Source organism: Prauserella salsuginis, from assembly GCF_024648885.1.
Lineage (GTDB): Bacteria > Actinomycetota > Actinomycetes > Mycobacteriales > Pseudonocardiaceae > Prauserella > Prauserella salsuginis.
Genome location: NZ_JANBBF010000009.1, coordinates 316,265 through 330,123 on the forward strand (window position 1 = coordinate 316,265; position 13,859 = coordinate 330,123).

Annotated in this window: 10 protein-coding genes; 5 read left to right on the forward strand and 5 right to left on the reverse strand. The window is 71.1% G+C overall.

Annotation, left to right across the window (positions count from 1 at the left end; all coding sequences use genetic code 11):
• Positions 1-37: 37 nt before the first annotated feature.
• Positions 38-1,207: a putative hexosyltransferase gene (locus tag LY40_RS08260; RefSeq protein WP_258936431.1), complete on the forward strand. Its 1,170-nt coding sequence runs from the start codon at positions 38-40 to the stop codon at positions 1,205-1,207.
• Positions 1,208-1,284: 77 nt separating this feature from the next.
• Here LY40_RS08260 and LY40_RS08265 read toward each other — a convergent pair whose 3' ends face one another.
• The 3 genes from LY40_RS08265 to LY40_RS08275 form a co-directional block, all read right to left on the reverse strand.
• A complete protein-coding gene (locus LY40_RS08265; protein ID WP_258936432.1) occupies positions 1,285-5,064 on the reverse strand; it encodes an FkbM family methyltransferase in 3,780 nt (1,259 codons plus the stop codon).
• Positions 5,057-6,550, reverse strand: a complete 1,494-nt coding sequence (locus LY40_RS08270; protein WP_258936433.1) for a flagellar basal body protein FliL — start codon at positions 6,548-6,550, stop codon at positions 5,057-5,059. Before LY40_RS08270 ends, LY40_RS08265 begins: the two co-directional genes overlap by 8 nt.
• Positions 6,551-6,789: 239 nt before the next feature.
• On the reverse strand, positions 6,790-8,091 hold the full coding sequence (locus LY40_RS08275) for a hypothetical protein (RefSeq protein ID WP_258936434.1): 1,302 nt from the start codon (positions 8,089-8,091) through the stop codon (positions 6,790-6,792).
• Between the two features lie 149 nt (positions 8,092-8,240).
• Between LY40_RS08275 and msrA the strand changes: the two genes are divergently transcribed.
• Both msrA and LY40_RS08285 read left to right on the forward strand, forming a co-directional pair.
• Positions 8,241-8,900, forward strand: coding sequence for a peptide-methionine (S)-S-oxide reductase MsrA (gene msrA, locus LY40_RS08280; RefSeq protein ID WP_258936435.1), 660 nt, complete (start codon positions 8,241-8,243; stop codon positions 8,898-8,900).
• A 45-nt stretch (positions 8,901-8,945) separates the two neighbouring features.
• Positions 8,946-9,683, forward strand: coding sequence for a glycerophosphodiester phosphodiesterase family protein (locus tag LY40_RS08285; protein ID WP_258936436.1), 738 nt, complete (start codon positions 8,946-8,948; stop codon positions 9,681-9,683).
• Here the strand turns inward: LY40_RS08285 and LY40_RS08290 are convergent.
• Positions 9,661-10,203, reverse strand: a complete 543-nt coding sequence (locus LY40_RS08290) for a DUF4231 domain-containing protein (protein ID WP_258936437.1) — start codon at positions 10,201-10,203, stop codon at positions 9,661-9,663. The genes LY40_RS08285 and LY40_RS08290 overlap by 23 nt on opposite strands.
• Positions 10,204-10,651: 448 nt before the next feature.
• Positions 10,652-12,190: a PucR family transcriptional regulator gene (locus tag LY40_RS08295; RefSeq protein WP_258936438.1), complete on the reverse strand. Its 1,539-nt coding sequence runs from the start codon at positions 12,188-12,190 to the stop codon at positions 10,652-10,654.
• A 167-nt stretch (positions 12,191-12,357) separates the two neighbouring features.
• Here LY40_RS08295 and LY40_RS08300 point away from each other — a divergent pair, with 167 nt between their 5' ends.
• Both LY40_RS08300 and LY40_RS08305 read left to right on the forward strand, forming a co-directional pair.
• Positions 12,358-13,620, forward strand: a complete 1,263-nt coding sequence (locus LY40_RS08300) for an NAD(P)/FAD-dependent oxidoreductase (RefSeq protein WP_183780719.1) — start codon at positions 12,358-12,360, stop codon at positions 13,618-13,620.
• A 21-nt stretch (positions 13,621-13,641) separates the two neighbouring features.
• Positions 13,642-13,854 (forward strand): hypothetical protein, encoded by a 213-nt coding sequence (locus tag LY40_RS08305; protein WP_183780716.1) that lies wholly within the window; start codon positions 13,642-13,644, stop codon positions 13,852-13,854.
• Positions 13,855-13,859 lie beyond the last annotated feature (5 nt).

The following is a 13,859-nucleotide window of genomic DNA, read 5'->3' on the forward strand; positions in this document are numbered from 1 at the left end:
GGAATCCCGTCCGCCCGATGATCTGTGACACCTGCGCATGACCGAAACGACCGCCGAGCCGTTGCCGACGGCGCCCGCGACGCTTCGCCGGCGGGTGTGGCACGCACTCCGGCCGGTGCTGCCCGCACTGACGGCGTTCTACGCGGTCCAGGTCGTTTCGTACCTCGTCATAGGCATCGTCGCCGAGCGGGCGGGTGCCTCCTTCACGGAGCTGCTCGGCAGCTACGACGTCCACTGGTACGCCGAGATCACCGAGCACGGTTATCGCCAGGACGTCCCCCTCGACGCCGACGGCAACCCCGAACCGGTCAGCCTCGCGTTCTTCCCGCTGTTACCGGGGTTGGCCTCGGTGTTCGGACTGTTCGGCATGCCCGCGGCGGCCGCACTGCTGTTGGTGTCGCTGCTCGCGGGTGGGGTCGCCGCGTGGGGGCTGCACGAGTTCGGCACCCGCCTCGGCGGCCCGCGTGTCGGCAACCTCATGGCCGTGCTGTGGGCGGTCGCGCCCGGCGCGGTCGTGCTGCGCATGGGCTACTCGGAGTCGCTGTTCGTGGCCATCGCGGTGTGGACCCTGTTGGCGCTCGAACGGCGGCAGTGGCTGGCCGCTGGCGGGCTGACGCTGGTCGCGGGCCTGTCGCGGAGCACGGCCGCCGCCCTCATCGCGGCCGTCGGCGTGGCGGCGCTGATCGCGATCGTGCGACGCCGCGACGGCTGGCGTCCCTGGGCGGCTGCGCTGCTCGCACCGCTCGGACTGGTCGCATACCTGCTGTACGTCGGGTGGCGCGGCGGGCGTCTCGACGCGTGGTTCTGGATCCAGGACCACGCCTGGCACATGGGCTTCGACGGTGGCGAGCTCACCTGGATCACCCTCGGCAGGGTGGTCGCCGGCGACGAGCCGATGTGGTCGGTGATCCTCGCCGCGGTCGTGGTGGTGAGCGTCGGGCTGCTGGTGGCGTCGTGGTTCGTCCGGTCGATCCCGCTGCCCGCACACGTCTACACCGCGGTGATGATGGCCTCGGCCCTGGGCACTGGTGCGTTCTGGAACTGCCGGGCGCGGTTCCTGCTGCCCGCGATCACGCTGGCCGTCCCGGTGGCGTTCCTGCTGGCCAGGGCGCCGCGATGGGTGTCGGCCGTCGTGCTGTCACTCGCGTGTGTCGGCGGCGCCTGGTGGGGCGCGTACCTCATGGCGTACGCCGAGCTGAACCCGTAGCGACGTCGACGCGGCGTAATCGACCGCGCAGCTGACCGTCACGAACGTGTGGTCGCACGAAGCCGATCGTGGGAGGGTTACTGCGGGCGGAGCCAGAGTGTGGTGAAGCCGCGCTGGTCCATGCGGGCGTGGTGGATCAGCGTGTCGTCCGGTTCGTCGTCGGCGAGCGTGCCGTCGGCGAGCAGTTCGACCGGCTGGTATCCCCACTTGCGGTAGGCGGCCAGCACTGCGGCGGGATCGTCGCCGAACTCCTCGATCGCCTCCGGCGAGAACTCGCACAGCACGTCCGGCCGGTCCCGTTCGAGCGTCTCCTGCAGCCCGGCGAGCGCGCGGTGGTCCCGGCCCTGCAGATCGGTCTTGACCAGGCCCACCGGCTGCCGCAGCACGTCGGTGCTGCCGTCGAGCCGCACGGACTGCACCATCAGGGCCGCCGTGCCGTCCGGTTCGCGCACCCGGTGGTCACCGCTGTTGCGCTCGTCGGTGTGCGCGAGCACGAGGTTGCCGTCGGTGTCCCACGCCGCCGCTTCCAGCACGCTGACGAGCCCGGAGCGTTCCGTCGGCAGGTTCACGGTCAGGTTGCGGCGCAGGAACTCCGCGTTCGTCGGGTCGGCTTCTACGGCCACGACGTTCGTGACGGCCGACGACGACCGCAGCAGGTTCAGCGTGTGGTAGCCGACGTGCGCGCCGAGGTCGAGGAACGCACCCGGCCGCCGCTGCGCCAACTGCGTCAGCAGCTGTGCCTCGTCCTGTTCCCACGACCGGTGGTGACGGATCCACGGCAGCATCACGTCGTCGACGGGCAGCAGCAGTACGCCCGCGTCGCACACCACGACGTCCCCGCCCTCGGGGATCGGCGCGTGCACGAGCCGCGCGGCCTCCAGTACGGCCTCCAAGTCGCGGCCGAGTCGCTGGATGGCGTGCTCGTCATTGTCGAACCGCTGGTCACGGGCCTGGATGAGCTCGTGCACCGCCTCCTGACGCCGTTCGACATCGGATGCCACGTGTGCGAGCCGGTCGGCGACCTTGCGGATGTCGGCCCTGCTGCTGCGGAACTCCTCGACGCTGACGCTGTCGGTCTGGCGCAGTTCGTCCACCGTGCGGCGCAGCTGGTCGGCCCGCTTCTCCTGTCTGCGGGCGGCTTCGCGCGCCGCAGCGGCCTCGCTCGACGTCGCTTCGACGGACCGTTCGAGCGCTTCGATCCGCCCGAGCAGCCGCTGCATGGTCGCCTCGGACCCGTCCTGCAGGGCGCCGAGCACCTTGCGCTGGTGGACGTCGTAGTGGTCGAGCAACCGTAGTACGGCCTTGCGCAGTGCGGGTGCGATCGGCGAGCGTGCCGCGGCGCCGGTCTCGGGCCGCCACCGCAGTGCTTCGCGGGACTCGCGCATCGGCGTCAACGGGTCCTCGGGAGCGGGTGCCTGTTCGGCGGCCCTGCGGCGGTCGAGCCACGTACGGTGCGCGCGTTCCAACTCGGTGCGCAGCCACGTCGACGCGGCTTCCATCGACCGCGTGCGCAGGATGTGCTCCCGCGCGGCCCGCCCCCGGCGTGCGGCTTCCGCGGGCACGTCGGCGATCTGGCGCATCGCGTCGGCCGCGGCCTCGACGTCGGGTTCGGCCCACAGCGCACCCGGGTGGTACGGCTCGCAGCCGTCACCGACGGGCACCATGCGGTACGGGACAGGCCAGCCGGTGTCGGCGTCGAGGAACTCCGTGGTGCTGGAGTACGCGGTGCTGATCACCGGCATGCCGCGCGCCATCGCCTCGGCGATCGTCAACCCGAAGCCCTCGCTGCGGTGCAGCGAGACGTAGCAGTCGGCGGAGGCGTACAGGTCGGCCAGCTCGGCGGTGCTGACATACCCCTCGACGAGTTCGATGCGGGCGTCGTCGGCGACCATCGTGCGCAGGCGTTCGGCGGCCTGCGGGTGCAGATCGCCGTTGATCGTCTTCAGGACGAGTCGCGCATCGGTGCGGCCCTCGAACGCGATCCGGAACGCCTCGACCGCACCCCACGGGTTCTTGCGTTCGCCGACGCTGTTGAAGTCGAACGCGAACAGGAACCGCGTCGGATCGCCGGCCTTCCGCACGCGCGCGGTCGGCCCGGGGTCGCGCACGGGCACAGGGATCGTCTTCACCGGTACCGGCGAGTGGGCGGCGAACGCGGCGCGGCAGAAGTCGCTGACGGTCCACACCTCGTCGACCATGCCGAACGCCTCGTGCTGCCACTCCGGGAAGTCCTCGAGCTCCCACGCCCACAGCCCGATGCGGTACCGGTCCCGGACGACGTCGGGGTGCGTCGACGCGGCCAGGCGCGTCTGGTCGGCGTTGACGGCGACGATGCTGAGCGGGAACCGCGGATCGCCCGTGGTGGCGGGCCGTTCGACGCCGGTGCGGTTCGACACCGCCTTCTCCTCGACCACCGACGCCACCTCGACGCCCGCGTCGACGATCGCGTCGTGGATGACCCTGCCCATCTCGCCGAGTCCCAGTTCGGCGGTCAGATAGCCGAGGAGGTTGACACCGAAATCCTCGTCCGGTTCGCGCGGCTCCGGCTGCCGGTGCGGCAGCGCCCACTCCGGCAGCACGCCCTCGCCGAGGCCCGAGCTGGTGCACCACGTGCGGAAACCCTCGGCGTCGGCGCCGGTCGGATGCGGGAACGCGAGCTGCAGGTCCGTCCGTTCCCGCCAGACGGCCATGGCCATGCGGTTCAGTCCGGCGGCGGTCTGCGCGTGGTCGGCGGGCGCCGACAGCCACGCGCGCAGCGCCTCGCCGCCGTCCTCACCGTAGGCGTGGGGCGGCATCGGTTCACGGCGGCCGGCGCCCCGGGCGGTCTCGTCGGGCGTCTCGGCCGCGATCCAGCCGTCGCGGAACAGCCGTCGGCAGCCCGCGGGCAGCGGGGTGCCGTCACCGAACGTGGCGAAGCCGTAGGGGATGGCGTCCAGCGTCTCGGCGTACCCGGACGACTTGAGTGCCGCGCCGTAGGCCTCGCACAGGGCGCGCAGGTCGGGGTTGTCCGACAGCAGCACGCGCGGGTTGCGGGCGCAGTGGAACGTCAGCAGCCACGGCTTCTCGGGGCGATAGCCGGAGAAGTGGAAGAACCGCAACGTGTGACCGCCCGCGGTGAGAGTGTCGTCGTGGGCGCGTTCGACGGGGCGTTCGTGCAGGTTCCAGTACGCGACGTTGAAGCCGGGGTCGGTGAGCACCACGTGCCGGAACAGCGCCGGCACCTGATCGACCCAGCGCTGGTCGGTGAACAGTTGCGCCTCGGGCGCCACGATCGCGTCCTGGCGCAGCCTGCCTGCCCAGAACTCGAGGAACTCCTCCGATCCGGGTCCGACGCCTACGAATCCGAGGTTGAAGATGCCGGTGCCCATGATGACCGCGTCGTCGGGTTCCTTGCCGTCACGCGGCAGCGGTGCGGTGAAGTGCGGGGTCAGCACGATGCTGTGGTCGAGTGCCAGCTCGGCGACCTCGGGCATCGGCGAGAACACCTGGATGTCCGGGTCGAGGTAGATCACCACCGACGAACTCGCGCGCAGCTCGCGCAGCAGGTACGGCTTGACCGCCGTCGCCAGCTCGGTGATCGAGTACGCCGTCGCCATGCGCAGGTACGTCTCGGCGTCGATCCCGAACGCCGACGGCCCGACGATGCGCATGCCGTCGATGACCGTCTCGTCGTCACCGGGATCCTCGGCGCCGATGCCGCGATCGCTGTCGATGACGCCGACGACGAACTGGTGCTCCGGATGGTGCTTGAGGTACGACGCCGCGAGCACCCGCGCCGCGGGCAGGTAGTTGCGGGCGACGATGGTGCAGGCGGTGACCACCGTCAGATCACCGCTGGCCTGGCTCGGCTCACTCATCGGCGGGCAGGTTCTCGAGCTGGGTCGTCAACGTCGTCTCGAACTTGTCGCGGATGCCGTCCAGCTTCATCTCCCCGGACACACCCTCGATGCGCACCAGCACGTCGCCGGACAGGTAGTGGCCACGCATCGTCGCGTTCTGGGTGACCTTGCCCTTGTCCTTCTTCTGCTGGATCTCGGTGACCTGCACCGAACCGGGCACACCGTTGATCGACGTGTTCTTCTGGCCGTTCTTGAGCTGGATGTCGCGCAGTTCGCCCACCGCCGCCGACGCGGCGTCCTGGTCGGCCACCTTGACCATGAGCACGACCGTCTTCACCTTCCCGCCGTCGTGCCGGTACACGGCGTACTCGGCCTCGCCGGGTGCGGTGCCCTGGTAGGCGGAGAGTTCGTCGTCGTTGAGCAGGTTGATGTTGGCGATGTCGTCCCACGACTTGAGCGACGCGCTGCTTTCGACCTGGCCCTGCTGGCCGTCGAGCGGCATGTCGTCCTTCGGCTCCGGTGCCTGGCTGCTGCTGTTGCCGCCACCGCCTTGCTGGCCCTGGTTGCCGCCTTCCGCTGTCGGCTCACCGTCACCGGAGCCGAACAGGAAGAACGCGCCCGTGGCGATGCCTGCCAGCAGCACGACCGCGGCGATGATCGCGAAGATCTTGCCCTTGCCGCCCTTCGACTCGTTGTCGAACGAGTCCTCGGGGCCCTGGCCCCATTCGGCGGAGTCGCCGGGGGAGACGGGCGGGAACTCGCCGCCCCACGGCGGGCTCTGGTCGACGTCGGGAGCGTTCCACGGCTGCTGCTGCGCCTGCGCGGGCTGGGGGAAGCCGGCGGCGGGGGAGGCCTGCGGCTGGTACGGCGGCTGCGGCGGCGCCACCGGCTGCACGGCCTGGGTGGCCTCGGCGTCGCCAGGGCGGACGGCCTGCGTCGCCTCCGGGTCGGAAGGCCGCACCGCTTGCGTGGCCTCGGGGTCGCCGCCCGGCTGCGCCGGTTGCGGAGGCGTCTGCGCGCTTCCAGCAGGGGGCTGACCAGTTTGGCCGGTCTGGCCGGGAGGCGGGCCCACCGCGGCGATGACCTGCGTCGAGTTGCCGTCGCCGCCCTGGTTCTGGGGCGGCTGCTGGCCCTGCGGCGGTGGCGGCTGTTGTGGGTTCTGCGACTGCTGGGGCTGCGGCGGCTGTGGCTGCTGCTGCGCCTGCGGCTGGGGCTGAGGAGCCTGCTGCGGCTGAGGCTGACCCTGCTGCTGGGGCTGACCCTGCTGAGGCTGCTGACCCTGCTGGGGCTGGGCGCCGGCCTGCTGGGCGGGGTCCGGCTGGCCGGGCTGCTGGGGCTGGGCAGGTGCCTGTCCGGGCGCCTGCGCCTGCGCGCCCGCGGCCTCGTCACCGTGCGTGACAGCTGACGACAGCACCTGGTCGCGTCGGACGCGGTAGTCGTCCGCGGAGAGTCTGCCCGCTGCAAGCTCCTCGTCCAGCTTGCGCAACTCTTCCTGCCAGGACACCACGTACCCCCTGCTCGATCAGCGCCGCCTGCTCCGGCGACCGCTTCCTGCGATGTGTTCGAACTGCGCTCATTCTGCACGGTGTGCAGGCCGTGAGAAGGCGTGGGTCGTTTTGTGACCTCCCCGATTCCTGCCGGTCACCGAGAAGCTCTCGCGAACCACCGACCGGCGGGTGCGGGTCGCGAAACCGTGGTCGGCCGCCACGCGAGGTGCTGTGTTTCAGCACGTGGGGAGGGGCTTCAGGACGCGGGGAGTGCGTCCTGCATCGAGGTGAGCGTTTCCTCGAGGCGGCGGATCAGTTCCTGCTCGTCACCGCCGTTCGGCTGGGACACGCCGATGCCGACGGCGTGATTGCCCGAGGCGTACCAGACGATGCTCACCCGGCCGCCGGACTGCTGCCCGGTGAACGCGATGAAGCGGGGGTCGTCACGCAGGCGTTCGTTGGCGAACCCTTCCTTGACCAGGGTCGTGTTCATCGCGCGCTGCAGGCCGACGGCCTTCTGCCCGCTCGGCGTGCGCGCCACGACGAGGCTGTGGCCCTCGTTGCCGTTCTCGCCTGCCGCGGAGGCGCGGTAGACGAGGTCGGCGACGCCGAACTTGCGCATCGACTCCGCGTCGACGTCGGTGATGAACCCGAGGTCGAGGGCGCGGTCGATCGACATCGTCGAGTTGTCCGGGCTCGGCTCGCCGGGCAGTTCGGGCAGGCGGTCCCCGAGCGGGGCTTCTTCGTCGCCGGGGTTGCCGGACCCGCCGTCGGGGTCGGCCAGCGTGCCTGACGTCGGGGTGGGTGCGGCCTCGTCGTCGCCGGAGCCGCCGCCGAGCCACCATGCGCCGCCGATCACGCCGCCCAGCACGACGAGGACCACCAGCGGCACGACGATCCAGGCCACCTTGCGCTTCTTCGGCGGTGAGGAGAAGTCGGGATAGGCGCTCGCCTGGGCCGCCGCGGAGATGTCGTCCGTCGACGAGGCGTCGACCGCCGGTGCGGTGCCGCCCGAGCCGAACCCGCCGGTGGAACCGTTCGCGGGAGTCTGCGGCACGAACAGTGGTGCGGGCGCGCGCCGGGCCGTTGACGGGGCGTGGCTGAGCGGCGTCGGAGCCGGCTTCGTCGACGCGGGCTGCGCTGCGGAGGGTGTGGTGGAGGGTGTGAACGTGCCGGGCTGGACGTCGGCGGCGTCGCTGCCCGCCGACAGCTGTGCCTCGGCGGCGGGGTTGGCGGCCGCCCACGTCGGCCCGTCCTGCTGCGTCGGCCGAGTCCCAGGGGTCGTCGCTGCCGGGCTCGTCGTCGACCCGGCGGCGCTCTGCTCGCGGGAGTCGTCTTGCCTGCCGGAGCCGGAGCCGGAGCCGGAGTCGTCGCCGGAGCCGGAGGTGTCGGTACCGGCGGTGCCGGTGTCACCGGAGGTGTCGGTGTCGCCGACGTAGCCGCCGTCGCCGGAAGCCTCGGCGAGTACCTCGTCACGCTTGCGCCGGTGCTCGGCCTCGGTGAGCGCACCGGCGGTGAGCTGGGCGTCGAGACGTCTCAGCTCTTCTTGCCAGCTCATGACGGGCTCCCCTGTGGTTCTGCCTGCTCGGGTGGGCGGTGGTGCCTGCGCGCCGTCGCCACGCCTTGCACGTACGACGAGCACAGTACTGGCAGATGCGGGGTCGTTATCACGGGTCGGAAGGAGAATGTGTCGCCTACCATGGCCGTATGTCGCTTTTCGGTCGAGACAAGACGCGCCGGGTGTCGGCGGACGAGGCCCTGCCGGGCCGCTCCGAACCGCTGGTGACTCCGGAGCTGCACGCCGTGCATCCGGACCGGCGCATCAAGCCGCCGTTCCCGGAAGGCATGCGCACCGCGGTGTTCGGCCTCGGCTGTTTCTGGGGTGCGGAGCGGTTGTTCTGGATGACCGACGGCGTGTACTCGACGGCCGTCGGCTACGCGGGTGGGCACACTCCGAACCCGACGTACGAAGAGGTGTGCACCGCCCTGACCGGCCACACCGAGGCGGTCCTCGTCGTCTACGACCCGCAGCGGGTGAGCTACGAACAGCTGCTCAAGGTGTTCTGGGAAGGCCACGACCCGACGCAGGGCATGCGCCAGGGCAACGACGTCGGTACCCAGTACCGCTCCGCGATCTACTACGACGGTGACGCGCAGCGGGCCGTCGCCGAGTCGTCGTGGGAGGCGTTCCAGCAGGCGCTGCGCGCGGCGGGTCAGGGCGAGATCACCACGGAGCTCGCGCCGCTCGGCGAGTTCTACTACGCCGAGGACTACCACCAGCAGTACCTGTACAAGATGCCGAACGGCTATTGCGGCCTCGGGGGCACCGGCGTGTCCTGCCCGGTCGGCCTCGGCGTGGAGTCGTAGGCCGCCCCGCCGGTGTCGCATTCGGGTCCACCTCGAACGACGACTGTGACCGCCCCCGACTGGCTCACTTCGGCGCCGATCGCCCATCGCGGCCTGCACGAGGCGGGATCGCGTCCGGAGAACTCGCTGGCCGCGTTCACCCGCGCCGTCTCGGAGAGCGTGCCGTTCGAGTTCGACGTCCAGCTGAGCAGGGACGGTGTGCCGGTCGTGCTGCACGACGCCGACATCGCCCGGATGACCGGTGGTGCGGGCCTGGTGCGTGACCTCGACTGGGCGCAGCTGCGGACGTTACGGGTCGGCGAGTCCGGTGAGCCCGTCCCGCGGCTCGACGAGGTCCTCGACACGGTGGACGGCGAGGTTCCGATGGTGGTCGACGTCCGCCGCTGGGGTTTTTCCCGTTCGGCGACGCTCGAACGGGCTGTCGCCGACCGGCTGCGCAGCTACGCGGGTGCGGCGGTCGTGCAATCCTTCGACCCGGTCGCGGTCGCGCGGTTGCGGCGACTGTTGCCGGATCGGGCCGTCGGTCAGGCGTCCGGATCGTTACCTTCGGCCGGTCGGCTGAAGACCGTGCTGGGAAGAATGATGCTGACGAACGCGGTCGTGCGCCCGGATTTCCTCACCTACGAACTGGCCGCGCTGCCGGATCCGTTCGTCACCTTCTGGCGCGGCCCCCGACGGCCGGTGCTCGCCTACACCGCGCATTCCCCTGCAGACGCCGCCCGAGCCGTCCGGTTCGCCGACGGCTACTTCTTCGCCGGGTTCACGCCGGAGGCTCGTTTCTGACCGCGGGTACGGCGCCGTGCACGTCGTAGGTCGGAAACGCCATGTCGGAGAAGAAGTCGTCCGCCTCCTGCTTGCGGATGTCGATGAGCTTCCGAGCGAATGTCCGCGTGATCTCCCGTTCCTCGGCGCTGGGTGCGTCGTCGCCGGAGCCGAGCGCATCCAGTCGACTGTGCCACTCCCACCAGGCCGCGGTGACCGCACGTTCGGTGTTGCGCAGCAGGATCCAGGACTGGTCCCACCGGTAGAACGCGCGGAGTGCGGTGATGCCGGCGACGATCACGCCCGCCACCGAGACGACCAGGTCACGGCCGGGGTAGTCCAGTGTGACCAGCAGTGGCAGTCCGGCGCCGATGAGAATCACCGTGATCCCGCTGAGTCGGAAGAACCGCCGATGCCACGTGGCGCGGGAACCGTAGAAGCTGCGGAGGCGCAGGGCGTACGTTTCGACCGCCGTCGCATATCCCGACGAGCGCGGATCCGGCAGCGTGTCCGGGAAGGGTGGGCGGAACTTCATCCCCATGAACCCTCCCCAGTGGCCGGTCCGCGGATTCGCGAACGGCGTGGATGCTACTGAAGGAAGTGTGCCGGGTGCGACCGCCACAGGGTCGGACGAACCATGAACAGCTGCGCCGACGACAAGGCAGGACATGCGATGGGTGAGATGCCGAAGCGCTCGGTCAGCGTCGCCGGGATCGTCGTCGATTCCGACGACCGTGTCCTCGTGATCCGTCGCCGCGACAACGGGCGCTTTCGCGGTTCGCGTACACGACGCGTTCGACAGCAGCCGCACACGCGCGCACGACGGGGTGCGGCTCGTAGCGGGGTTGTAACGACCGCCAGTCGCAACACAGGCGCCGGAGCGCAGAACACGCGGTCCCGAACGCAGGACACGCGGACGCTGAGTGCAGAACACGCGGGGCTGAGTGCAGGACACGCGGACGCGACATGCGGGCCCCGGCACGCGGGGTTTATCGCTCGTGGTCGCCGATGGCGAGGGTGATCAGCATCGCGAGGCGTTTGCGTGGTTCGTCGAGGCGCAGGTCGGCGAGTTCGGACATCTTGCGCAGGCGGTTGCGGATGGTGTTGGGGTGGACGTCGAGGTGGTCGGCCGCGGCGTTGAGGTCGCCCTGCGCCTCGAGCCACGCGCGGAGTGTGGGCAGTAACCGGGTGCCGTGCGCATCGTCGTGCCGGGCCAGGTGCGCGATCGGTCCCCGCGACGGCACACGTCCCGCCGCGGCCGCGGTGCGGAGGCGTTGCAGCAGGATCTCGTCCCAGGCCTCGTCGTAACAGACCGGCTCGGTCCCGGCGCGTGCCGTGTGCAGTGCGAGGCTTTCGTCCGCCTCCTGGCTGCTCGCGGGGATCTCACCGGGCTCGGCGGGTGCGCCGATGCCCGCGGCGAGCCTGGCATGGCGGGGCAGTCCCTGGGCGAGCTCGTGGAGCCATTCGAGCGCGGGCGCCGGATCGTCGTCGCACGGAAGCAGCGTGTAGACGGTGTTGCCGAACAGTGTCGTCCTGCCGGGGCGCGACCAGCCGAAACCGGTGGTGGCTCGTTCGAACGCCAGCAGGATCGCGGCGTTGCGTTCGGCCGCCGTGTGCGCCTGCAGTGCGATGACGCGGTGCCGCCGGGGTGGAAGGCCGAGTTTCCCGATGACGGCGGCCGCATCGGGAGTGCCCTCCAGTAGCTGGATCACCAGTTCCGATTCGACCTGTCGCTCCAGATCGGCGCTCACCCGGGAACGCAGCAGGTGCAGCGCCACGGTGTGGGCGCCGTCGGCGAGCACCCGCGTGCGGACCGGATCGAGCGGGCCGTCGCACGTGACCCACAGCGATCCCAGCAGCTCACGGCCCGCGCGCACCGCGACGACGGTCCGGTCCTGCAAGCCGTGCTCCGGGGCGCCGGTGATGTGAAGCGGCTCGTCGGACATGGCCAGATGCGTGAACACGCCGCGCTCGTCGAACAGTGCCCGCACCCCCTCCGGCACCCGCCTGCCGAGGATCGTGTCGAGCCGGGCCGCGTCGGTGTCGTGCTGCACGCTCGAGTAGGCCATAACCCGGGAGAGCTGGTCCTCGATGGTCACCGGGCCGCCGACACCGGCGGCGATGCTGTCGGCGAGGGTGAACAGGTCGCTCGGTCCCCGGCCGGCTTCCGTCTCCCGGCCCTCCAGCACCAGGCCGTACACGACGCCGGCCACCTGGCTCCAGGACACTTCCGCGGGCACCAGCAACAAGCAGATCTCGGCGGCCCGTGCCGCTGCGACGACGCCCTCGTCGAGGTCACAGTCGGCCCTGATCAGTACGGCCCTGGCCTGCGCGGCGCGTCCCAGCTCGAGCGCACGGGCGGTGTCGGGGACACCGACCGCCAGCAGCGCGTCGCCCAGGACCGGACCGTCGCCTGCCGGGTCGTGCATCGCCACGCTGTGCAGCTCGGCGTCCCTGTCCCGGTTGTGGCCCGAGGCACGCACGTCGTAGCCGCCCAGCACGTTGATGAGGCGATCCAGCCTGACCATCCACGACCAGCCCTGCGCGAATCCGCCGGGGCACCGCCCGGATGAGCCGATCGTACGCTGGCCGATCCGGACAATCCCGCAAGCCGAGGTTGTTGACTTCGCACAACACGGTGGCGGCCCGGTTCGGTCATGCTCACTGGAGTCGGACCGGACACGGGAAGGTACTCATGCTCAACGCCGCAGGCAGCTTCGATCACCCGCGGACGGCGGTCGTCGTCGGAGCAGGCGTGGTCGGCTTGTCGACCGCCTGGTTCCTGCAGGAACACGGGGTCGAGGTGACCGTCGTCGACCGCCGGGGCGTGGCCGCGGGGTCGTCCTGGGGCAACGCGGGCTGGCTCTCGCCGGGGCTGGCGCTGCCGCTCAACGACCCCGGCGTGCTCCGCTACGGGCTGCGCTCGTTGTTCGACCGCACCGCGCCGCTGCACGTGCCTGCCAGGGTCGATCCGGCGCTCTGGCGGTTCCTGCTCCGCTTCGCCGCACGCTGCACCACGAGCGGTTGGGACCGTGTGGCCCGTGCGAACCTGCCGCTCAACGTCGAGAGTTTGAAGGCCTACGACACGCTCGCGGCCGGCGGTGTGGAGACCGGAGCGGTGCAGGCTCCGATCACCGCCGCGTTCGAGAACCACGATCAGGCCGCCGCGCTGATCGACGAGTTCGACCGGCTCGGCGACGCCGGCCAGGACGTCTCGTACGAGCGGCTGAGCGTCGGCGAGCTGCGGGACCGGCTGCCGCAGGCGTCCGACCGGCTCGGCGAAGGCATCCGCCTCGACGGCCAGCGCTACCTCGACCCCGGGGAGTTCGCCGGCAGGCTCGCCGACGCGGTGCGCGAGCGGGGCGGTGTCATCCGCGACGGCTTCGACGTGATCGACGTGCGGCCCCACGATCACGCCGTGACGCTGGCGTCGACGTCGTCGGCCACGGTGTCGGCGCACGTCGCGGTCCTGGCGGGCGGCGCATGGTTCAACCGGCTCGGCCGCCGGTTCGGGATCCGGGTGCCGGTCCGCGCCGGTCGTGGCTATTCGTTCACCGTGCCCACCGACGAGCCGGTGACCGGTCCCGTGTACCTGCCGGGGATCCGCGTGGCCTGCACGCCTTATCAGGGTGCGCTGCGCGTCGCGGGGACCATGGAGTTCCGCAGTGCCGACGATGCGCTCGACCCCGCGCGGATCGACGCCGTCGTCGAATCCGCGCGCCCGCTGCTGGCCGGGGTCCGCTGGGAGGAGCGCCGCGACGAATGGGTGGGCGCCCGCCCGGTCACCCACGACGGCAAACCGATCATCGGCGCGACGAACGCACCGGGCGTGTACGCCGCGGGAGGCCACGGCATGTGGGGCCTGACGCAGGGCCCCGCGACCGGGCGCCTGCTCGCCGAGCAGATCGTCACCGGTAAACGGCCGGATGTACTCCACGAGTTCGATCCGCTGCGCTGAACACCGCCGAGAGCTGCAGCCATGACCGAGCACGGGGGCCAGCACTCCGGCGGGCCACATCCGAACGACGACGAACGCGCCGAACTGGAATGGCTGCGCGTCGAGAACCAGCTGTTGCGCACCCAGCGCGACGTCCTCGAACGCATCGCCACCGGATTCGCCGAGGACCTGGGCATCGCTTGGCCCGGCGCCGCCGCCCGGCCCGACGGCTCACCCCGCGGGGACACGCGATGACCGCG

Coding starts and splice junctions, on each gene's coding strand:
- LY40_RS08260 (WP_258936431.1), top strand. CDS start 38: ATGACCGAAACGACCGCCGAGCCGTTGCCGACGGCGCCCGCGACGCTT.
- LY40_RS08275 (WP_258936434.1), bottom strand. CDS start 8,091: ATGAGCTGGCAAGAAGAGCTGAGACGTCTCGACGCCCAGCTCACCGCC.
- msrA (WP_258936435.1), top strand. CDS start 8,241: ATGTCGCTTTTCGGTCGAGACAAGACGCGCCGGGTGTCGGCGGACGAG.
- LY40_RS08290 (WP_258936437.1), bottom strand. CDS start 10,203: ATGGGGATGAAGTTCCGCCCACCCTTCCCGGACACGCTGCCGGATCCG.
- LY40_RS08300 (WP_183780719.1), top strand. CDS start 12,358: ATGCTCAACGCCGCAGGCAGCTTCGATCACCCGCGGACGGCGGTCGTC.
- LY40_RS08265 (WP_258936432.1), bottom strand. CDS start 5,064: ATGAGTGAGCCGAGCCAGGCCAGCGGTGATCTGACGGTGGTCACCGCC.
- LY40_RS08295 (WP_258936438.1), bottom strand. CDS start 12,190: ATGGTCAGGCTGGATCGCCTCATCAACGTGCTGGGCGGCTACGACGTG.
- LY40_RS08305 (WP_183780716.1), top strand. CDS start 13,642: ATGACCGAGCACGGGGGCCAGCACTCCGGCGGGCCACATCCGAACGAC.